Annotated in this window: 22 protein-coding genes; 10 read left to right on the forward strand and 12 right to left on the reverse strand. The window is 37.5% G+C overall.

The genetic code is table 11. The features are described 5' to 3' along the window. The first annotated feature begins 43 nt into the window (after positions 1-43). From QOL71_RS12385 to QOL71_RS12395, 3 genes are all read left to right on the forward strand, one after another. Complete coding sequence (locus QOL71_RS12385) at positions 44-604, forward strand: Crp/Fnr family transcriptional regulator (protein ID WP_283417219.1); 561 nt, start codon at positions 44-46, stop codon at positions 602-604. Positions 605-684: 80 nt separating this feature from the next. Next, positions 685-1,446 (forward strand): SDR family oxidoreductase, encoded by a 762-nt coding sequence (locus tag QOL71_RS12390; RefSeq protein WP_283417220.1) that lies wholly within the window; start codon positions 685-687, stop codon positions 1,444-1,446. Positions 1,447-1,579: 133 nt separating this feature from the next. Beyond that, complete coding sequence (locus tag QOL71_RS12395; protein WP_283417221.1) at positions 1,580-1,771, forward strand: hypothetical protein; 192 nt, start codon at positions 1,580-1,582, stop codon at positions 1,769-1,771. 47 nt (positions 1,772-1,818) lie between these two features. Here QOL71_RS12395 and QOL71_RS12400 read toward each other — a convergent pair whose 3' ends face one another. From QOL71_RS12400 to msrB, 5 genes are all read right to left on the reverse strand, one after another. Further along, positions 1,819-2,412: a Crp/Fnr family transcriptional regulator gene (locus QOL71_RS12400; RefSeq protein WP_283417222.1), complete on the reverse strand. Its 594-nt coding sequence runs from the start codon at positions 2,410-2,412 to the stop codon at positions 1,819-1,821. 162 nt (positions 2,413-2,574) lie between these two features. Then, positions 2,575-3,387: a ferritin-like domain-containing protein gene (locus tag QOL71_RS12405; RefSeq protein ID WP_283417223.1), complete on the reverse strand. Its 813-nt coding sequence runs from the start codon at positions 3,385-3,387 to the stop codon at positions 2,575-2,577. A gap of 27 nt (positions 3,388-3,414) precedes the next feature. Further along, positions 3,415-4,125 carry a ferritin-like domain-containing protein gene (locus QOL71_RS12410; RefSeq protein ID WP_283417224.1) on the reverse strand — a complete coding sequence of 237 codons (711 nt, stop codon included), beginning with the start codon at positions 4,123-4,125 and terminating at the stop codon, positions 3,415-3,417. Between the two features lie 80 nt (positions 4,126-4,205). Then, a complete protein-coding gene (locus QOL71_RS12415) occupies positions 4,206-4,775 on the reverse strand; it encodes a fasciclin domain-containing protein (protein WP_283417225.1) in 570 nt (189 codons plus the stop codon). Between the two features lie 110 nt (positions 4,776-4,885). Then, complete coding sequence (msrB, locus tag QOL71_RS12420; RefSeq protein WP_283417226.1) at positions 4,886-5,401, reverse strand: peptide-methionine (R)-S-oxide reductase MsrB; 516 nt, start codon at positions 5,399-5,401, stop codon at positions 4,886-4,888. A 150-nt stretch (positions 5,402-5,551) separates the two neighbouring features. On the opposite strand from msrB, the gene QOL71_RS12425 reads away from it, so the two are divergent. Then, a complete protein-coding gene (locus QOL71_RS12425; protein WP_283417227.1) occupies positions 5,552-6,061 on the forward strand; it encodes an RNA polymerase sigma factor in 510 nt (169 codons plus the stop codon). A 1-nt stretch (position 6,062) separates the two neighbouring features. Further along, a complete protein-coding gene (locus QOL71_RS12430) occupies positions 6,063-6,872 on the forward strand; it encodes an anti-sigma factor (RefSeq protein WP_283417228.1) in 810 nt (269 codons plus the stop codon). Positions 6,873-6,897: 25 nt separating this feature from the next. On the opposite strand, the gene QOL71_RS12435 is transcribed toward QOL71_RS12430, so the two are convergent. After that, positions 6,898-8,823 carry a chloride channel protein gene (locus QOL71_RS12435; protein ID WP_283417229.1) on the reverse strand — a complete coding sequence of 642 codons (1,926 nt, stop codon included), beginning with the start codon at positions 8,821-8,823 and terminating at the stop codon, positions 6,898-6,900. Positions 8,824-8,872: 49 nt separating this feature from the next. Here QOL71_RS12435 and QOL71_RS12440 point away from each other — a divergent pair, with 49 nt between their 5' ends. Beyond that, positions 8,873-9,685: a class I SAM-dependent methyltransferase gene (locus tag QOL71_RS12440; RefSeq protein WP_283417230.1), complete on the forward strand. Its 813-nt coding sequence runs from the start codon at positions 8,873-8,875 to the stop codon at positions 9,683-9,685. A 58-nt stretch (positions 9,686-9,743) separates the two neighbouring features. On the opposite strand, the gene cphA is transcribed toward QOL71_RS12440, so the two are convergent. Next, complete coding sequence (gene cphA / locus QOL71_RS12445) at positions 9,744-12,362, reverse strand: cyanophycin synthetase (RefSeq protein ID WP_283417231.1); 2,619 nt, start codon at positions 12,360-12,362, stop codon at positions 9,744-9,746. Between the two features lie 415 nt (positions 12,363-12,777). Here cphA and QOL71_RS12450 point away from each other — a divergent pair, with 415 nt between their 5' ends. The 3 genes from QOL71_RS12450 to QOL71_RS12460 all read left to right on the forward strand — a co-directional run bounded on the left by QOL71_RS12450 (position 12,778) and on the right by QOL71_RS12460 (position 15,344). Next, positions 12,778-13,671: a cyanophycinase gene (locus QOL71_RS12450; protein ID WP_283417232.1), complete on the forward strand. Its 894-nt coding sequence runs from the start codon at positions 12,778-12,780 to the stop codon at positions 13,669-13,671. 109 nt (positions 13,672-13,780) lie between these two features. Next, positions 13,781-14,623 (forward strand): isoaspartyl peptidase/L-asparaginase, encoded by an 843-nt coding sequence (locus QOL71_RS12455; RefSeq protein ID WP_283417233.1) that lies wholly within the window; start codon positions 13,781-13,783, stop codon positions 14,621-14,623. A 10-nt stretch (positions 14,624-14,633) separates the two neighbouring features. Next, a complete protein-coding gene (locus tag QOL71_RS12460) occupies positions 14,634-15,344 on the forward strand; it encodes a leucine-rich repeat domain-containing protein (protein WP_283417234.1) in 711 nt (236 codons plus the stop codon). 68 nt (positions 15,345-15,412) lie between these two features. On the opposite strand, the gene QOL71_RS12465 is transcribed toward QOL71_RS12460, so the two are convergent. Genes QOL71_RS12465 through QOL71_RS12475 form a run of 3 tightly spaced genes read right to left on the reverse strand, consistent with a single transcriptional unit; the run spans position 15,413 to position 18,279 of the window. Then, entirely contained in the window at positions 15,413-16,396 is a 984-nt protein-coding gene (locus QOL71_RS12465) for a PLP-dependent cysteine synthase family protein (RefSeq protein WP_283417235.1), read from the reverse strand. Between the two features lie 24 nt (positions 16,397-16,420). Next, positions 16,421-17,026: an LURP-one-related family protein gene (locus QOL71_RS12470; RefSeq protein WP_283417236.1), complete on the reverse strand. Its 606-nt coding sequence runs from the start codon at positions 17,024-17,026 to the stop codon at positions 16,421-16,423. Positions 17,027-17,049: 23 nt separating this feature from the next. Continuing rightward, entirely contained in the window at positions 17,050-18,279 is a 1,230-nt protein-coding gene (locus QOL71_RS12475) for an ABC transporter permease (protein ID WP_283417412.1), read from the reverse strand. A 4-nt stretch (positions 18,280-18,283) separates the two neighbouring features. On the opposite strand from QOL71_RS12475, the gene QOL71_RS12480 reads away from it, so the two are divergent. Then, a complete protein-coding gene (locus QOL71_RS12480; protein WP_283417237.1) occupies positions 18,284-19,480 on the forward strand; it encodes an exo-beta-N-acetylmuramidase NamZ family protein in 1,197 nt (398 codons plus the stop codon). A gap of 50 nt (positions 19,481-19,530) precedes the next feature. Here QOL71_RS12480 and QOL71_RS12485 read toward each other — a convergent pair whose 3' ends face one another. Both QOL71_RS12485 and queD read right to left on the reverse strand, forming a co-directional pair. Then, positions 19,531-20,049, reverse strand: a complete 519-nt coding sequence (locus tag QOL71_RS12485; RefSeq protein ID WP_283417238.1) for an outer membrane beta-barrel protein — start codon at positions 20,047-20,049, stop codon at positions 19,531-19,533. Positions 20,050-20,106: 57 nt separating this feature from the next. Next, positions 20,107-20,550, reverse strand: coding sequence for a 6-carboxytetrahydropterin synthase QueD (gene queD / locus QOL71_RS12490; RefSeq protein ID WP_283417239.1), 444 nt, complete (start codon positions 20,548-20,550; stop codon positions 20,107-20,109). Positions 20,551-20,638: the final 88 nt, after the last annotated feature.

The following is a 20,638-nucleotide window of genomic DNA, read 5'->3' on the forward strand; positions in this document are numbered from 1 at the left end:
AATGGTAAACCACAGTTCAATAGGCTTAATTAACTTTGCAGCCATGGAAGAACTGACCAACTATATTTTACAATTCGGTAAGCTGAACCAACAGCAGATCGACCTTATCCGCAGCAAAGCGGATGAAATAACACTTGTTAAAGGTGACTATCTTGTAGAAGCAGGAAAAACCTTCAACCAGTTTGTTTTTATCCTGGAAGGTATTTTACGCATCTATTACTACAACAACAAAGGAGAGGAGATAACCAAGTATTTTGTGGATGAACACCATCTGTTTACCAACCCTAGCCCAGGCGAGCCAATCACGGAATACATCCAGACCCTTACAGACTGTAAGCTGATTGTATTTTCGCAGCAGGACTGGAACGAACTTTCCAATACGATCGTTGGCTGGAACGATATCACCAACAAGATATTCCATAAGGCATTGGTTGAAAAACTGGATCGGAGAAGTTCATTAGTTTCGGATGATGCTACGACCCGCTACCTGACTTTCCTTCAAAAATTCCCCACCCTTGCCAACCGTGTCCCACTTTCTTACATCGCTTCCTATCTGGGGATTACGCAACAATCGTTGAGCAGAATCCGGAAAAACATCCGCTAAAATCACTTTTTACCAAATGGTAAACGATTCTGTTTTAAGTTGCCGCAACTTAGCAGCAGCAAATTCTAAATCAACAGGACATGAAAAAAGTATTCATAACAGGTGCTAACAAAAGCATCGGCTTCGAAACAGCAAGACAATTATTACAACAAGGACTTTACGTCTATCTCGGAAGCCGAAGCCTGGAAAACGGGCAGAAAGCCGTAGAGCAACTAAAATCGGAAGGACTGACCCAGGTAGAAGCCATCCAGATCGACGTCACTGATGACAATTCGGTAAACAACGCCCGACTGGAGATCGGCAAAACAACAGATGTTTTGGATATCCTAATCAACAACTCGGGAATCTCGGGTGCAAAGTTTGATGAAAAAGGCGAGTACATCCCACAAACTGCTGAACACACCAGCATTGATGTTTTCAAAGAAGTGTACAATATCAATGTTTATGGCGTGATAAGGGTGACACAGGCTTTTTTGGACCTGCTGAAACAATCGGACGAGCCAAGAATTGTGATGGTAAGCTCGAGTCAGGGTTCCATAACTTTGCACAGCGACCCGACTTACAAGTATTACAACCACAAAGGGGCAGTTTATCTATCTTCTAAGGCAGCGCTCAATATGTACACTGTGAACCTGGCGTATGAACTTCGTGATACCAACTTCAAAATCAATGCGGTAAGTCCGGGTTTTACAAAGACGGATTTTAACAACAACCGTGGAACAGGCACGGTGGGAGATGCCGGAAGACGGATTGTAAAATATGCTTTAATTGGCAATGACGGCGTAACGGGAAAATTTTTCTGCGAAGAAACGAACCCTGAATCGGGAGAAATTCCGTGGTAAAAAATGACACTCACAATATTGTATCAAATGATATGAAATAAAAAGCCGCCCAGACAGAGCGGTTTTTTTATTCCAGACAGCAAAAATTTTCCGTAAAAAATCTTATCTTTAAGCATCATAAAAACTATGAACTATGGAAAACAGGAAAGCGCCTGTGTTCGTTATGAGCATTATTGCCATCATTGTAGGATCGGCATTATATAAGCAAATCGATTTTAAAACTATGACCGTGGAGAAGCCATGGCTGGCCGCTTTGTATGCTTTGACGTTTTTGTTTGCCCTCTATATCCTCATCAAAGGTTACAGAAAAAAAAACAACAATTAGCCTTTGATTGTTTCAAATCATAATCAGAAAAACAGGTCGATTTTACTTTAGTAAAACACTTTTCCGTTTGAGATTTTCACAACATTTTCCTTCTCCATTATCTTGAGTGTTCGGATTGTGGTCTCGACACGAAGACCGGTCAAGCTGGCCAATTGCTGTCTTGTGAATGGAACCTGATATGAAAAAGGATCCCGATCATCCTGCGAACTTTTGAGATGATCCAACAGTGAAATCAGCTTACTGGCAGGATTTTGTTCAAACAAAACACCACCCATCAACAACCTGAAATGTACAAAATCTGAAAGATTGCAGATAATTTTGGAATATATATTGGGATAACTGACCAAAAGATCTAAAAACCCTGCTTTGTGCAACTTCAACACCTCGCAAGCTGTGATAGCCACAGCATTTACCGGGTAAGTTTTATTCATAAACAATGTAAATTCTGCAATACTTTGCTTGTCATTCAGGATGCAATGTATCAATTCTTTGTTATTTTGACGGACATTATTCAGCTTAACATTCCCTTTAGCAATCTGGTAATAAAACTGTGGCATTTCTCCTTCCTTAAAAACAGTATCTCCGGCATTGTATTCTTCAATGTCAGCTCCGAATGACTTTAATGTTAATTCCTCTATCATCACGCTATTTTTATGGATTAATAATAACCGGGAAGTTTCAGTAATAACTACGAATTGTTTTAGTTGGATTATTTAAACCCTGATATGTTAAGAACGAAAAACCATTTTCCGGCTTAAACCCGGAAAATGGTCAGCAAAAAAAAATAACTATTATGGTAAGGTCTACGCAATAAATAAGGATGCAATAGTCTGTGCATCTGAACCGCTCATTGTTTCGTCATAAGCTGCGGATCCTGCCGGAGCACCAAAAGCTGTTGCCGTATTGAAACCTGCCTGCATGGTATTATCCTCACCTGCATAGACGGGATTGGTTGCGGAAGGCATATTACCACCATTGGCTAATTCTATCCAGCCTTTATTAGCTCTCATTCTTCTGACCTGAGACGCATGCCTGGCCTCTACGGAGTGGATCTGCAAAGCCGCTGTTAAAACATCTTTGTTAGACATCACATTGCCTGCCTGTCCTTTGTAAGCTCTCACACCTGTATCTTCGAATGCCTGAGCCAATATCAGAAACTGGCTGTAATCCGTAAACGGAGAGAAATTACCTTTGGCTGTAAAATCAAATGTCGGTTTTGATCCCGGCGTTTCTCCCAATGATGTTAAGGCACTTTTAAGAAAAGCAACATGCGCTGTCTCATGTTTTGAAATCTGCATAAAAACTTTTCTGTCCGCTGTGGGAATAAGGTTGTTAACACCTAACCCCATTCTATAATATTCATCTTCCAGGTATTCTAAAACCAAAGCCAGCTGCAATGCATCGGTCAATGTACTTTTAAATGCAAAAGAAGATGCAGCATCTGTTGTTTCTGCTTTTACGGGAGTGGTCATCAATGCTCCTAACCCAAGTGGCACTGCCGCTACTGCTGCTTTTTTACCAAAACCTGCTATGCTGTTTAAAGTGCTTAATCGTGAAGCTTCTGTTGTGAAGAATTTGTCATCAGAAAGCTTATCTAGTATTTTGAGAATGTTCATAATAATTGATTTTAAAAAGATGAATAATTAACCGATGTTTCTTTCTTTCCATGTGAATGGCGTTTTGATAAATCCACCTGCTGCCATGACAATATCCTTAGGCTCTTTTGCCAGATCCAATCCGTTGGCATCTATCACATCATCGCCTGAAAAATCAGCAGATCCCGGATTGATGAGATTCCTGATCGCTGATGCATGTCTTGCTTCCACAGAAACAATCTTACCGGCAATGACCAGATAATCCGGATTCGTAATATACCTGCCTGCGCCGTTGTAAGCTGCAACACCTGTATCTTCCAGCGCCTTTGCGGTTGCCAGCACAGAGTTCCTGTCATTGAAGTTCACATTAGGATACTGAAATTCCAAAGTCGGTAACACATTGGATGTTGCACCGCTGATGGCAGCCTTGAAAAAATCCCTGTGGATCACCTCGTGATGATACAGGTCTGTAAAAATTTCTCTTTCCGCACTGGAAATTCCGGAGTAGAAGTTATTAACCACTTTGGTATAAAAATCCGCTTCCAGCTGCTCCAGCGCATATGCATAATTGAGAACACCAACATCTCCTTTTCCAAGGTCAAAAACATTGTCATTACCACCAATCATCATATCATCATCGTTACATCCTACGAGCGCAAGACCAGCCATTGCCAATCCTACCCCACTTAGCTTCAAAAAGTTTCTTCTGCCTGTATCCAGGGTTGCACCCTGATTGGATACACTGATTGTTTTTTTCATAATATTATTTTTAGTATTTGGTTTATTTTTTTAAATTCAAAAAAAGCAGCATAAAAAATTTATGCTGCCTTATCAACTACTTATGGCATTAATACTGTATCAATCACGTGAATAACACCATTGGACTGGTTTACGTCAGCAATCGTTACTTTTGCATCCGTTCCTTTGGCATCTCTCACATACAGATCGTTACCTTTTGTCCAAAAAGTAACATCTTCGCCTTCTACTGTTTTCATCATAGCCTTTCCGTTGCCAGCTTTCACTGCAGCCCAGATTTGTTTTGCATTATACTTTCCTGCAAGAACATGGTAAGTTAAAATCTTTGTCAGTGTCTCCTTATTTTCAGGTTTCACCAGATTTTCTACCGTTCCTTTAGGAAGTTTTGCAAAAGCTTCATCAGTTGGTGCAAGAACCGTGAATGGTCCTTTGCCTTCTAATGTCTCTACCAGGCCCGCAGCTTTTACAGCAGCAACCAAAGTCTTGTGGTCTTTAGAATTAACTGCGTTTTGTATTATATTTTTTGAAGGGTACATGGCAGCACCGCCAACCATTACCGTTTTTTCCTTCATTAATTGTGCAGACATATTTCCGCTAAAAGCGAATGATAATGCCACCATACTCAATACTGTGATTTTTGATCTAGAATTCATTTCAGTTTATTTTTTTGTTAATATTTAGTGTTATCTGGATTTACGATATTGGTTTTAATTTGGATTTAATTATTTTTATATTTTTATTTAAACAATTATAAATCAGTTATTTATTTTTCATCAGAAATAAAATCAAGACAAACCGAGTTCATACAAAAGCGTTTTCCTGTAGGTTTTGGTCCGTCATCGAAGATGTGCCCAAGATGAGAGTCACATCTTCCACAAAGGACCTCCGTTCTTTCCATATTGTAAGATGTATCTTTCTTATACTTAACACTGTTTTTGCGTACAGGCTGATAAAAAGAAGGCCAGCCGCAAGTGGTTGCAAACTTGGAGGTTGAAAGGAATAAAGCATTGCCGCAGACTGCGCAGTAATAAGTGCCTTTTTCATCGAACTCATAATATTTTCCCGTGAAAGCAGTTTCCGTAGCAGCTTCTCTTGCCACCTGATAGAGTTCCGGCTTCAGGATTTTTTTCCATTCGGCATTGCTCACCTTTAATGGTTTTGTATCAGTTCTGGAATAATATGGGTTTTTGATTTTGAAATTCCCGGATTGTGAGAAAGCGTTAATTGAAATCAGAATAAAAATAACCTTGAAAGTCCTGTGTGATATTAAATTTTTCATTTTAATAAATGTTGAATGATTACTTAATATCATTTACGGAATAAAAGATTCTTTGGATTTTGTCTGTGGTATATTTTATTTTATTACATTTGGAATGAAAAATAATCAATTATTAAAACTAAATATTCTGAAGAGCAGCTTATCGTTCTATTGAAAAATAAGGACGAAAATGGTTTTCATCATCTGTATGACAACTATTCTGGTGCACTTTATGGTGTTATCCTGCGGATAGTCTGCTCCAAAGAATATACTGAAGATGTCATCCAGGATGTCTTTGTCAAAATCTGGAATTCTATCCATCAATACGATGTTTCAAAAGGCAGATTTTATACATGGATGATCAATATCGCAAGGAATACAGCCATTGATTATCTGAAATCGAAAGGATTCCAGAACGAACTCAAAAACCAACCGCTCCCGGATTTCGTATATAACACTGCAGAACTTTCAACAACCAATGAAGAGTCTGACTTTATTGGGCTGAAAAATGTTCTGGAAAGCCTGGAAGCTGATAAGCAGGAACTTATAAATATGGCATATTATCAGGGATTTACCCAAAATGAAATATCCGAAAAACTGAAGATCCCGCTGGGAACCGTAAAAACCAAAATGCGTAATGCATTAATGAAATTAAAGGATTTGCTAAAAGATTATCAATAAATTGAACACACAAGAATACATATCATCCGGAATCATAGAATCTTATATTCTAGGTCTTGCTTCTCCCGAAGAAGCAGGTATTTTGGAGTGTGTAATGAAGAACAATGCTGATGTAAGAGCAGCTTTTGAAGAGGCACAAAAAACTTTGGAAGATATGGCCACTGCTCAGGCTGTGACACCTCCAAGTGATCTGAAGTCTAAGATCTGGAACAAAATTCAGCAGGAACAGCTTGTTGACAATGTACAACCTATGGCTTCTGTTGATATTCCAGCAACAAAACCACAGGAAGAAATAAGAATACCGGGAAACAGCAACTGGAAATTGCTTTCTGCTGCGGCATCTATTCTTCTATTGCTTAGCCTCGCAGGAAATGCGTTCTGGATGAACGATCAATCCAAAACAAAACAGGAGATCGCAAAACTCCAGACCGAAAAAGAAAGTCAGAGTCTTGCTATCCAAAAACTGAGTCAGAAAATGGAGATGTTCTCCAACCCCGATATGCTGATGGTCTCCCTGAAAGGTGTAGAAAAACATCCGGATTCCAAAGCGATTGTTTTCTGGGATAAAAAAACAAAGAATGTTTACCTGAATGCTGAACATCTTCCGAAAGCTCCTGAAGGAATGGAATATCAGCTCTGGGCAATCTCAGACGGGAAACCTGTAAGTGCAGGGATGTACTCTGAAGATAAAGACAGCAAAATCGTCTTATCTAACATTCCAAATGCACAGGCATTCGCCATCACATTGGAAAAGCGAGGCGGAAGTCCGGTTCCTACGATGGAAAATATGTTCGTGATCGGAAATATTTAAGATCCTGTAATTTGTGATTTTATCTTTATTCAGAATACAATTTGAGTAACTGTCTGTAATCTGTCAATATAGACGATTTTGATATGAATCCAATGAAACGGTTATCATGATCTACAACAGGCAGATACCAATAACCGGTTTCGTCAAAAGTCTGTAAAATTTCAGGTGCTTTATGATCTTGAAATATTACCGCAGGCGGCGCCTTCATCATTTTACTAAGTGAAAGCTTATCAATGTCATCGCTAAAAAGATAAGGACGGACATCATCCATATCAAGAATACCTTTCAGTTTGTTCGCGTGATCGACGACAGCAAAAGAATTTTTGTTCCCATTTTTTATCATATCAAATAACTCTGTGACAGAAGCATTCTCATTAATGACCTGAGACTGGAAATCGATATAATCTTTGGTATTCAGAGAAAATAAAAGATTATTGTCATGCTTGCTTGTAAAGATTTTCCCCTGATCAGCCAGTGATTTCAGTTCCGGAGAAATCGGCGAGAAACTTTTTGCTATCAGGTATGAAATTACTGACACAATCATCAACGGAATAAAGAGATCATAACCAAAACTGGATTCAGCGATCAGGAAAATTGCAGTAAGCGGTGCATATAGAATTCCGCTCATTGCACCAGCCATTCCCACTAAAACCAAATTGGTAACCGGCACTTCTTTAAAACCAATCTGCTCACAAACTACTGCAAACAAAAAACCAGCAGTTCCTCCAGCAAACAAAGATGGTGCGAAGTTTCCTCCATTTCCTCCACTGAAAATTGTAAAAGGAGTGGCAAAGGCTTTCAGAACCAGTACCAGGATCAGGAAAATAATCACCGTCCAGCTTTTGACTTCAAAATATCTGAACAGGCTGTTCTCAATAATCAAAAGAGTATCACCACTGGTAAAAGCCTTGATAGTGTCATAACCTTCTCCAAATAATGGCGGAAATAATACACAAAGCAGAGATAAAACAGCACCACCAAACATTGCTCTTCTCAACGGTGACATCTTCAGTTGATGAATAAAATGTTCAACCTTCTGAGACATCAATACAAAATACCTTGCATACAGACCTGTGACAACTCCCAAAATAAGATAATAAGGAACGTTTTTGTAATTGAAAGCTTCTCTTGTATAAAACCTGAACAGAACGTCTTCCTGCAGTAATATCCTGGATAACAAACTACCGCAAACCGCAGCCACAACCAGAGGAATAAAGTCGGTAAACACAACGCCCGTCAGCAGAATCTCAAAGGCAAACATAATCCCGGCAATCGGCGCATTAAACGCTGATGCAATCCCAGCACTAGCGCCTGCCGCCAACAACAAAGTTCTTTCTTTATAACTCAATCTATAAGTCTGGGCATAATTGGAACCAATAGCGGCTCCGGTCACAGCAATCGGACTTTCCAGACCGGCAGAACCTCCTAATCCGACAGTAATCGCACTCTGCACAATCTGGGAATACATCTTAACCGACGAAACGATACTTGAGTTCTGGGCAATCTCATACAAAATCACACCAATGCCTTTTTTATCCTGTCCCTTAAATAAAGTCTGGACGGTAATTGTCGTTAACACAATCCCTAAAAACGGAAAAACGATGTAGAATAAGATCTGATACTCGAAGTGAACTTTGTGCGTGATAAAATAATGAATATTGTGAACCAAAGTTTTCAGGATCACACCAGCCAAACCGGCAGTAAGCCCTACCAAAATACCCGAAAGAAGAAGAAACTGATTTCTGCTTAACCTGCTATTTAGCCAATGAAGAATCAGTTCATAGCTGCGTGCTTTCTCCAGTCCAAACTGTTGGAAATCTTTTTTGAATTTTAAAAAGCTAAGATATTTTTTCTTATTTTGGAATTTCACGCTGTGAATTTGAATACAAATATACCAAATCAAAAGAGAGTATGAACATACACTTTTATTGATCTGGAAATCATTTTTCATAATGATAAAGATTTTCGGATATTTGGAAAAGTAACTATTCAGTATAATTATGAGTAAAGAGAACGATTATTTAGAAATCAACCGTCAATCCTGGAACAATAGAACAGATACTCACCTCACATCCGACTTCTACGACCTTGACGGATTTCTGAAAGGTAATACTTCGTTGAACAGCATAGAACTCGACCTGTTGGGTGATATCAAAGGAAAATCAGTCCTGCATCTCCAATGCCATTTTGGCCAGGACACAATATCACTGGCTCGTCTTGGAGCAGATGCAACAGGTATTGATCTATCTGATAAAGCCATCGAAAGTGCCAAACAGATCGCTAAAGATTCTGGTACTGATGCTAAATTCATTTGTTCCGATGTTTACGACCTTCCCAATCATCTGCATCAACAATTCGATATTGTTTATACAAGTTACGGAACGATTGGTTGGCTTCCGGATCTGGACCGATGGGCAAAAGTGATTGCGAGATTTCTAAAACCGGGAGGAAAATTTGTTTTTGTGGAATTTCACCCCGTGGTCTGGATGTTTGATAACGATTTTGAAAAGGTCTTTTACCACTATTTTAATTCCGGAGCAATCATAGAAACAGAAAGCGGAACTTATGCTGATAAAACAGCTGATATCACCCAGGAATATGTAACATGGAATCATGGTCTAAGTGAAATTATCAATAGTTTAATACAAAACGGTCTCGAAATAAATTCTCTGGATGAATACGATTATTCGCCTTACAATTGCTTCAATAAAACCATAGAATTCGAACCTAAAAAGTTCAGGATCGAACATTTGGGAGATAAAATCCCAATGGTGTATTCCGTGGTTGCCACGAAGAATCAGGTATCTAATTGACAAGGTATTCCTTTATAAAACAAAAACCGCCAGGTCTGGCGGTTTTAATTATCTCAATTTATTCGTCCTGTAATTCTTTGGCCTGGTATTCCTGGACAATTTCTATAGCATTATTGATGACATCACTTAACGCAGTTATAAAGGTTCCTTCTTCCGCTAAGCTCATCGCATGTTTCAAAGCATCGATTTCTTTCGGGATAATCTCGTAGCTTACATTTTTATCAATACTTTGGATACCTTCTATAATCAATCCGTTGATTTCGTCTTCGGTTCTTCCGCGCAGATGTTTCTCATTTCTGATAATGATGTGGTCAAACATCCTTGCTGCAATTTTACCGCATTCTCTGATATCTTTATCACGTCTGTCTCCCACTCCGGAAATAATTCCGATTTTTTTGTTGGATTCGATATTCTTAAGATAATCTTCAATCGCTTCATAACCCGCGGGATTGTGTGCAAAGTCAATCATTACCTTGAAGTTTTTGAATTTGAAGACATTCAGTCTTCCAGGTGTTAACTGAGCACTTGGAATGAATGTCGTCAGAGCTAAAGCAATATTCGGGATTTCGAAGCCATAAACATAAGCTGCCAAAGATGCGGCTAAAACATTTGCAATCATAAACTTTGCTTTTCCTTCCATTGTGATTGGAATATTCTTAACTCTCTCGATTCTGATTTTCCATTCGCCTTTTTTAATAGTTACGAAACCTTCTTCGTAAACGCAGGTAATTTTACCTTCTTTTGCAAATTTTTTGATATGGGGATTATTTTCATCCAGACTGAACAATGCTACTTTTGCTCGTAGATCATCCGCCAATCGCATAGAATATTCGTCATCTGCATTCAGAACACACCAGCCATCTTTTTTAACACTATCCAGAACAACCCGCTTCACTCTTGTTAAATCTTTCAGATTATGTATATCACTTATGCCTAAATGGTCTTCTTTAATATTGGTCAAAACCCCAATATCGCAAGTTCCAAATCCCAATCCAGAGCGAAGAATTCCACCTCTGGCTGTTTCCAGAACCGCAAATTCTACAGTTGGATCTTTGAGAATAAATTCTGCAGACATTGGTCCTGTCGTATCGCCTTTTTCAAGTAATGTATTTTGAATATAAATCCCATCGGAAGTAGTAAATCCAACTCTTTTTCCATTGTTTTTTACGATGTGAGCCAACAATCTCGTGGTCGTAGTTTTTCCGTTGGTTCCTGTAAGCGCAATAATCGGAATTCTGAATTCTTTTCCCGGAGGATAAAGCATATCAACAACCGGAGCCGCAACGTTTCTAGGCAAACCTTCACTTGGAGCCAAATGCATCCTGAATCCAGGTGCAGCATTCACTTCCAAAATGGCGCCACCACTTTCTTTCAAAGGTTGCGTTAGATTTTCTGCCATAATATCGATACCGCAAACATCTAATCCGATGATTCTGGAAACACGTTCAGCCATCTGGATATTTTCCGGGTGAATCATATCTGTGACATCGATCGACGTTCCTCCGGTGGAAAGATTTGCTGTAGATTTCAGATAGACGATTTCGCCTTTTTGTGGAACAGTTTCTAATGTATAATTGAGTTTTTCAAGAAGTTCATTCGTGTCTTTATCAACATCAATTTCTGTTAGTACATTTTCGTGTCCATAACCTCTTCTTGGGTCAAGATTTTCTTTATCGATGAGTTGCTGAAGATTCAGTTCACCATCGCCTACGACGTGTGCAGGAACTCTTCTCGCTGCTGCGACCATTTTATGATTAATGACCAAAACACGGAAATCAAAACCTGTAATATATTTTTCTACAATGACTTTTCTGGAATATTTCTGAGCGTGTTCCAAACCAATAACAGCCGTTTCATAATCTTTGACATTGATGGAAGCACCTTTTCCGTGGTTACCATCCAAAGGTTTCAGAACTAACGGATAACCTATTTTTCTGATAACCGCCTGCAAACCCTCCTCATCTGTCACCAGACCTCCGGAAGGAACAGGAATTGCCGCATCTTCCAGCATTTTTTTTGTGAGTTCTTTGTTACAGGCGATATCAACGGCTATACTGCTCGTGTTTCCTGTAATCGTGGCCTGAAAACGTTGCTGATTAATTCCATAACCCAATTGAACTAAAGAATTTTTACCCAATCTAATCCAAGGAATTCTTCTGGAAGCCGCTTCCTCAACAATACTTCCTGTAGATGGGCCTAATCGTTCTCTTTCTCGGATTTCTTTTAGAGTCTGAATACAAGAATTGATATCATAATCGGTTCCTGCGATGAGACTTTCCGCAATTTTCACCGCTTCTTCCGCAGCGAAAACACCGGCTCTTTCTTCGATGTAATTAAAAACAACATTGTAAGTTCCTGGTGTTTTGGTTTCTCTTGTTCTTCCGAAACCGACATCCATTCCTGCCAATGTCTGGATTTCCAACGCTATATGCTCAATCACGTGTCCCATCCAGGTTCCCATTTCTACACGTTTGAAAAATCCGCCTTCGGTTCCTTCGGAACATCTGTGAGAATACAATGATGGTAACAATTGCTCTATCCTTTCCCGGAAACCTTCAATTTTGTTGGTCGGCTGATGCTCTGTTTCCTCCAAGTTGAGCCGCATCTGAATTAATTTTTTTCGGGTAATGCTCCAAATATTGGGACCTCTTAAAACTTGTATTTTTTCTATTTTCATATTTCTATTTCACTGATTTTAACTTATGATTTTACACTGAATTGCACGCAGCCCGACCTGAGTGGAGCTCATTTTTATTTTTTGATAAAAAATAAAAATAGCGGGAACGGAGGGCGGATAAAGCTGCCCAAATCTAATGCCGAACTAAAATATCAAATCAAATACGCTTGCTAATTTGTAAATCGTTATTCTCTATTTTATCAAAGATAATGTAAAATCAAGAAAAATTGAAAATAATTATTTTGTTATAAAACAAATTTGTTATTAATTCATTAGAATAATTAACAATTCATTAATCAACAAGCATCGTTTTCCGGGAATAAGTCCTTAATTATTAAAAGTTTAAATCTGTTTTGTGGATTTTTAAGCGATTAATATGAGGTTTATTCTGTAATGATTTATTATTTTTGTTAATATGAAATCAAAAGGAAAACTAGTCATCATTGGAGGCGCTGTAAACAAAGGTAGTTTTACGGAGACCAGTTTTGACCAAAATGTTGAAAAAAATCTTAACTTTTTTGAACGCGGAATCCTCCGAAAGATTATTGATGAATCGAAACTGAAAGAAGATTCTGTCATTGAAGTGATTACGACCGCATCTCAGATTCCTGACATTGTTGGTCCTGAATATAAAAAAGCGTTTGAATATCTTGGCGCAAAAAACTGTAATATTCTTGATATCCAAAATCGTGAACAAGCCAACAGCGACGCTATTGTTGCGAGAGCCAATGCGGCAGATGTTGTAATGTTCACTGGGGGCGACCAGCTTCGTTTAACATCAATTCTTGGTGGAACAAGATTTCACGATTCGATTTTGAACAAATACCAAAACGAAGATTTTATCTACGCCGGAACTTCTGCCGGAGCTGCTGCTGCATCGGAAAATATGATCTATCAAGGTTCCAGCTCCGAGGCACTTTTGAAAGGCGAAATCAAAACAACTCAAGGTCTTGGCTTTATAGAAAATGTGATTATTGATACGCATTTTGTACAGCGAGGAAGAATCGGAAGATTATTTCAGGCGGTTGTGAACAATCCGAGAACGTTGGGAATTGGCCTTGGTGAAGACACGGGCTTGTTCATTGAAGAAGAAACGATGACGGCAATTGGCTCCGGTCTTGTGATTTTGGTGGACGGCCTTCAGATTAAAGATACGAACCTGACGAATGTAGAATTGGGCCAACCGATTTCTATCAAAAATCTGATTGTGGATGTGCTTTCTATGAATGATACATTCGATTTGAAAAGCCGGGAAATGACAATTGTTAATTCCCAATACAATCCGATTCCGCAAGTGAGCGCTGAATAATAAATTTAATTTTCTCGCAGACTAAGCAAATTCAATAGATTAACATTTAAAATAAATCAACAATCTGCTTAATCTGTGAGATTTTTTTGAAAAACTAATAAAATTAAAAATGAAAATAATCATCCACGGCGGATTTTTCTCAGAAAGCAGTCAAAGTAATGAAGTGAAATTGGCCAAACAAAATTCACTAAAAGATATTGCGAAAAAATCCTATGAATTCTTAAAAGACAATTCTGCTTTCGACACAGTGGCTTATGCTGTTTCGCTGTTGGAAGATGATGAGCTTTACAATGCCGGAATTGGTTCGCAAATCCAAAGTGACGGTATTATCCGAATGAGTGCTGCGATAATGAATGGCGAAACTCAGAAAATGAGTGGCGTGATTAATATTCAGGATGTAAAAAATCCGATTTTTGTTGCCAAAGAATTGATGAAAGAAGACGATCGCGTTTTGGGCGGCAACGGAGCCAAACAATATGCTGATCAACACGGTTTCGAAAACTTCTCAACGGAAATCCCTCAGCGAAGAAAAGAATACGAAGAGAAACTAAAAAACGGAGGAAAAGGAACTGTTGGCGCTGTTGCGATTGACAAACACGGGAAACTTGCTGTCGCAACTTCAACCGGTGGAAAAGGTTTTGAAATCCCGGGAAGAATCTCTGATTCGGCAACGGTTGCAGGAAATTTCGCTAATCAATTCTGTGCAGTAAGTTGTACCGGCGTTGGTGAAGATATCGTGAGTAATGCGACTGCTGCAAAAATCGTAACCCGAGTAACCGATGGATTAACTATTGAAAATGCCTTTGACAGAACCTTTGAAGAACTGAAAGAAATTGATGGTTTTGCTGGTGCAATCGGGATTGATTCTGAAGGTAATATCTTTCATCAGGATTCTTATCCGACGATGGTTTTTGCAAGTTTTGACGGGGTGGATTTTGAGGTTTTTGACTAAATTATTATATATGAAAAAGACATTAACGTTAATATTAATAAGTTTTACAACACTCGCCTGTTCACAAGATCTAAAATTTGAGAATCCTAGTTTTGAAAAATCAGTATTAGAGAAATATCCGGATATAGACATAAATAAAGATGGGAAAATAAGCAAAAATGAAGCTGAAAATCTAAAAGAATTAGATTTAATGGAACGACATCTTACAAATGCTAATGATGTCAAATTCTTCAAAAATCTCGAATATCTTTCTTTAACAAAAAACAAGATTGAAAAGCTTAAGTTAGAAAACTTTCCTTATTTAACTAAATTTTATTGCGCAAAAAATAATATTAAATCATTAGAAGTTTCTAATCTTCCTAATTTGCAAGAATTAGCTTTTGGAGTAAATCAGCTGGATAAAGTAAAAATTAATGACTGTCCCAATATTGAATCCTTAAATTTCATGGACAACAATATGAAAGAAATAAATTTAAGTCATTTTAAAAAATTAAAATATTTATCTGCTGATCATAATAAATTGAAAAATTTAAATTTAGCTGAAAATCCAGAACTGATTCAATTTATTGTTAATGGAAATAATATTATGGAAATTAATATTACAAAAAATCCGAAGTTAAATATGAATATTCTTTATATTGATGATAATGTTAAATTGATTGGAACGGAAGAACAAATGAAAAATTTTAGTCCTGCTCCATCTCCGCCGCCGCCAATGTAATATATAAAACAAAAAACCGCTATCTCCCGAAAGCGGTTTTTTTATAATTTCTCATTAATAATTATTCATTAATCCAGCCAACCCATTTCCTTCATCCATTCATCGTTGTAGATTTTCCCTACGTAACGGGAACCGTGGTCATGAAGCAGAACCACAATCACATCATCTTTTGTAAACTTGTCTTTCATCTGAACAAGTGAAGCCATTGCACTTCCTGCAGAGTAACCACAAAAGATTCCTTCTTCTTTTGCCAGTTTTCTCGCATAGACTGCTCCGTCTTTGTCGGTGACTTTTTCAAAATGGTCGATAACACTCATATCATAATTCTCAGGAAGAATATCTTCGCCAATACCTTCCGTGATGTAAGTGTAAGCGTGATTCAAATGAATTTCTCCTGTTTCGTGAATTTCTTTCAAAATTGAACCATAAGTATCAACGCCAATAACTTTAATATTTGGATTTTTCTCCTTGAAGAATTTTCCACAGCCTGTAATTGTTCCGCCTGTTCCGGCGCCTACTACGAAATGCGTCAGTTTTCCTTCCGTCTGTTCCCAGATTTCTGGCGCTGTACTTTCGTAATGTGCTTGTCTGTTGGACAAATTATCGTATTGATTCACATACCAACCGTTCTCTGTTTCAGTTGCCAGTCTTTTGGAAACCGAATAATAAGAACGCGGATCTGTCGGTTTCACATCCGTCGGGCAAACAATCACTTCTGCACCAACTGCACGAAGGATGTCGCATTTTTCCTTGGATTGTTTGGAATTGGTCACGAAAATACATTTGTAACCTTTTTGAATTGCCACCAAAGCCAGTCCCATTCCCGTGTTTCCGGAAGTTCCTTCGATGATTGTTCCGCCAGGTTTCAGACGTCCGTCTTTTTCAGCATCTTCAATCATCTTAAGCGCCATTCTGTCTTTCACAGAATTTCCGGGATTGGTCGTTTCTACTTTTGCCAAAACCAAAGCCGGGAAATCCTCTCCCAAGACTTTATTGATTTTAACCAAAGGTGTGTTACCAATCGTTTCAACTATATTATTGTAATATTTCATATTCTATTATTTTAATTAAGGCTGTTATCCTCTCGCTCTTTCTAAAAGAACCATCATCAGAAAACTCAAAACAACAAGAGATTCGTCTTCGTCATCAATATCAATTAATCTTTCTAATTGGAATCTCCTCTCAACCAAAGAAGGCATTTTTTTAAGTCTGAAGTATTCTTTACCCGCATTATCTTTCACGGTGTAAGAAGGATTCAGAAAATAACCTGTGAACAATCCTATAATAGGAATCTCGCCAATGAAACTGTCAAAAACCTTTACCCAGCCATTGTCTTCATTGATCTGATATTTGGGCTGGTCATTTTCATCGATGATATCATACCGGGATTTCCAGAGAGAACGAACCCCTTTTCTTGCTAGTCTTCCGAACTTTTTACCGTTAACCAAATCCGTCATCACATAAGATGCGTTGAAATCAATCCATTGGTTCGCTTTAATATTGAATAATTCCTGAGTTTTGCTCTCATCATTGAAAACAATTACATCTTCCTTCAGCTTAAACATTTTCTGACGAACATAAGCCACATAATTCCCATTCCTGTCCGTAATGTTAAAGTCGCTGGCCAATGTGGTGATCTTGAATTTAAAATCAAGTGGATAATTAAGGTTTTTTAGTATCATTTAAGTATTTTTAGTCTTTATAATTAACTGTATTTAATAGCCTTTAATGGTGAGATTCTACTTATCAAATAACTTGGTAAAATCATTGCGATGCCTGAAACGATAAAAATCCCTACCGAAATCGAAATGATATATAACGGGTTAAGATCTACCGGAACTGTACTGATGAAGTAATTTTCCGGGTCAAGCTTGATAATTCCTGTATATTTTTGGATCAATAATAATCCGATTCCTATCACATTTCCTGCCAGCAATCCCGGAATCATAATAATTAATGTGTAATTAATAAAAATGGATCTGATCTGTGCATTAGAAGCTCCGAATGTCTTCAAAAGCCCTATGGAATTGGTTCTTTCGATAATCAAAATCAGTAAAACCATAATAATGTTGATGACTACAACAATCAGCATAATGGCAATGATCAAAGAGATATTCTGATTGAAAATATTGACCCAATCCAAAATTTGAGGATATTTTTCCGTTACTTTTTCTGCATAATTTTTATACCCAATATATTTTTCGATTTGAGGAAAAGCAGCATCGATTTCACTGGTATCATCCAGGAAAATATCAAGTCCGCCAACTTCTTTATCATTCATATTCATTACTTTGCGGACGTGATTGATATCGCCGATCATATAAAGATCATCAACCAGTTTGATATCTGTTTTGTAAATCCCTTTAATCACAAATTTTCTGTAAATCGGTTTTTGATCTTCTTTTGAAAATATTGCCACAATACTGTCATTCGCTTTGAGTGAAAGATCACTGGCGATTTTGTCTGACAAAATAACCTCGTTATTATAACCGTCTTCTTTATAATCCGGAATCGAGCCCGAAATCATAAACGGCTGAAATCTTTCTTTATCAAAATCTTTCCCTACACCTTTCAAAATGATGCCTGCAAAATTATTTTCAGTTCTAAGGATTCCACTCACTGAAGCATAAGATTGTAAACCGGCAACGCCAGGAATTGATCTCAGAGCTTTTGTGTCCAATCCTTTTGTATCCAAAACAGAAGAATTATAAGAAGAATTGGAACGTGTGGATTTTACAGAAATATCTCCGCTGAAATTAGAAATCCTGTCTTCGATGGCTTTTTTGGAACCGAGACCTGTGGAGATTGTAATCAGCGAAACAATGATGCCCAAAGCAACAGAAAGCCTGCCGATATAGACAATCACCTTGGAGAGATTATTTTTGTTATCTTTGGAAAACGCTATCTTTTTCGAGAAATATAACGGAAAATTCAAATCAATGATTTTAAGCTTCAAAAATAAAACTTTAGTTTTTATCCTGCTAATTTATTTTAGTTCAATCCCATTTATTAAGTCTCAAAATCAATTCAAAGATTTTTTTGCAACCGCTGCTGATAGACCGGAATTGTATTTGCCTTTGCTTAAAAATAAAAACGTCATTGTCGCCGCTAACCAAACCAGTCTTCTGAAGAATAAAAAACATTTAGTTGATTTCTTGGTCGAAAATAATATAAAAATCAAATCTATTTTTGCGCCTGAGCACGGTTTTCGAGGCGTTGCTGATGCCGGGGAACACGTTAAAAACGGAACCGATAGCAAAACCGGCTTACCAATTGTTTCATTGTATGGCGACAACAAAAAACCAAAATCCGAATATTTGAAAGGTGCTGATGTTATTTTGTTCGACATCCAAGATGTTGGAGTACGATTTTACACTTATATCTCGACACTATCTTATATTATGGAAGCGGCAGCGGAAAATAATGTTGAAGTGATTGTTCTTGATAGACCAAATCCACATGATGGTTACATAGATGGACCAATGATGCGCGACCAATGGAAAAGTTTTATTGGCTTACATAATGTTCCTGTTGTTTATGGATTAACAATTGGTGAATATGGAAAAATGGTCAATGGCGAAAAGTGGCTGAAAAATGGAGTGACAGCAAAATACACGCTGATCCCAATGCTTAATTACCACAAACAACGGCGTTACGGCGTTTCTGACAAACCTTCTCCAAATCTTCCTAATGATAAATCCATCAATCTCTATCCGAGTCTCTGTTTTTTTGAAGGAACGCAGGTTTCTGTAGGAAGAGGAACAGATTTACCATTCCAAATCTACGGTTCGCCGTGGACAAAAGATTTCCAATATCAATTCACACCGAAACCAACAGAAGGTGCAAAAGATCCTTTTCTGAATGGCAAATTATGTTATGGCGAAAATCTGAGTCAATACTCTCAAGACTTAAGACAAATAAATCTTGAATGGCTTTTGAAATCCTACAAAAATTATAAAAATCCTCAGCAGGATTTCTTTTTGAAAAATCTTTTCTTTGATAAGTTAGCCGGAAGTGATGAACTAAGAAAGCAAATCATCGCTGGAAAATCCGAAAAAGAAATTAAAGATAGCTGGAAGAAAGATCTAAGAGATTTTGAAAAAATAAGACAGAAATATATTGTCTATCCAAACTAAAAAAACCTCGATGTTGCGAGGTTTTTATTTTATATAATTCTGGATTTGGATTAAAATTTATAACCTAAACCAAGATTAAAATAATTAGCTTTTAATGCATATCCTGAAGGCGCATCTTTGAGATGATTATTTACCTGGAAAGAATATCTTGCTTCAGCAAATAAGCTAGACGTAAAATCAAAACCTGCTCCGACTGCCAGTCCAAAATTTGTTTTATTATAAAAATTTTCATAACCCGCCGGTGTATCTTCCAAATCAAATAAAAACTGGGGACCAAATTGAAAATTCAATTTTGGAATAGCGTAATATTTTAACATTACAGGAATTTGCAACCCACTTCCATCACTAATATTAGCATAGTTAACTGCAGGCTGAATCGCAAAACTTCCAAACTTAATTTCTACCAAAGCTCCAACATAAAATCCTGTAGAAGAATCTGTCTCACTATAACCAGGGACTTTTGCTTTTGCAAACCCTGTCAGCATACCTGCGTTAAGCCCAAACTTAGCCGACTGAGCGTTCATAGCTCCAAAAAGTGACAAAGCACCAACTAAAAATAGTTTTTTCATAGTTTATTAATTTAAGGCTGCAATTTTAAGAAAAATTCAGCAAATACCAAAATTATGTCAGTTTTCCTCAGCCAGCCATTCACCATAGGAATTTTCAGTCTCATGAAGCTTAAGATATGCCAATTGAACATGGTTGGGAAGTTTTGATTTTATTTTTGAGGCAATATCATAAAGCATATTTTCGCATGTTGGCTGGTAATTACAGAAAATCACTTTGTGTCCTTCGTTTCGCAGATTTTCACCAAGAGATTTGTGTGGAGAAACGCCATTTACCAAAACTGCATGATCCCAAACATCTACAATTTCTTCTTTTACAATTTTTTTGATATCACCAAAATCGACAACCATTCCGTTTTTATGGTCATCCAGATTATCGATAGGATTACCTTTTACCGTAACAAATAATTTGTAAGAATGACCATGCATATTCTTGCATTTTCCGTCATAATTGTAAAGAACGTGAGCTGTCTCGAAATTGAAAATTTTTGTAATCCGTATCATTTTGCAAAGATAATTAAAAAACGTCTGATTATTTTTGGTCAAAGATTTGTGTATCCAATTTACAATAACTTATTTTGTAAATAAGACA

The sequence above is a fragment of the Epilithonimonas pallida genome, from assembly GCF_900182975.1.
In the GTDB taxonomy this organism is placed as follows: domain Bacteria; phylum Bacteroidota; class Bacteroidia; order Flavobacteriales; family Weeksellaceae; genus Epilithonimonas; species Epilithonimonas pallida.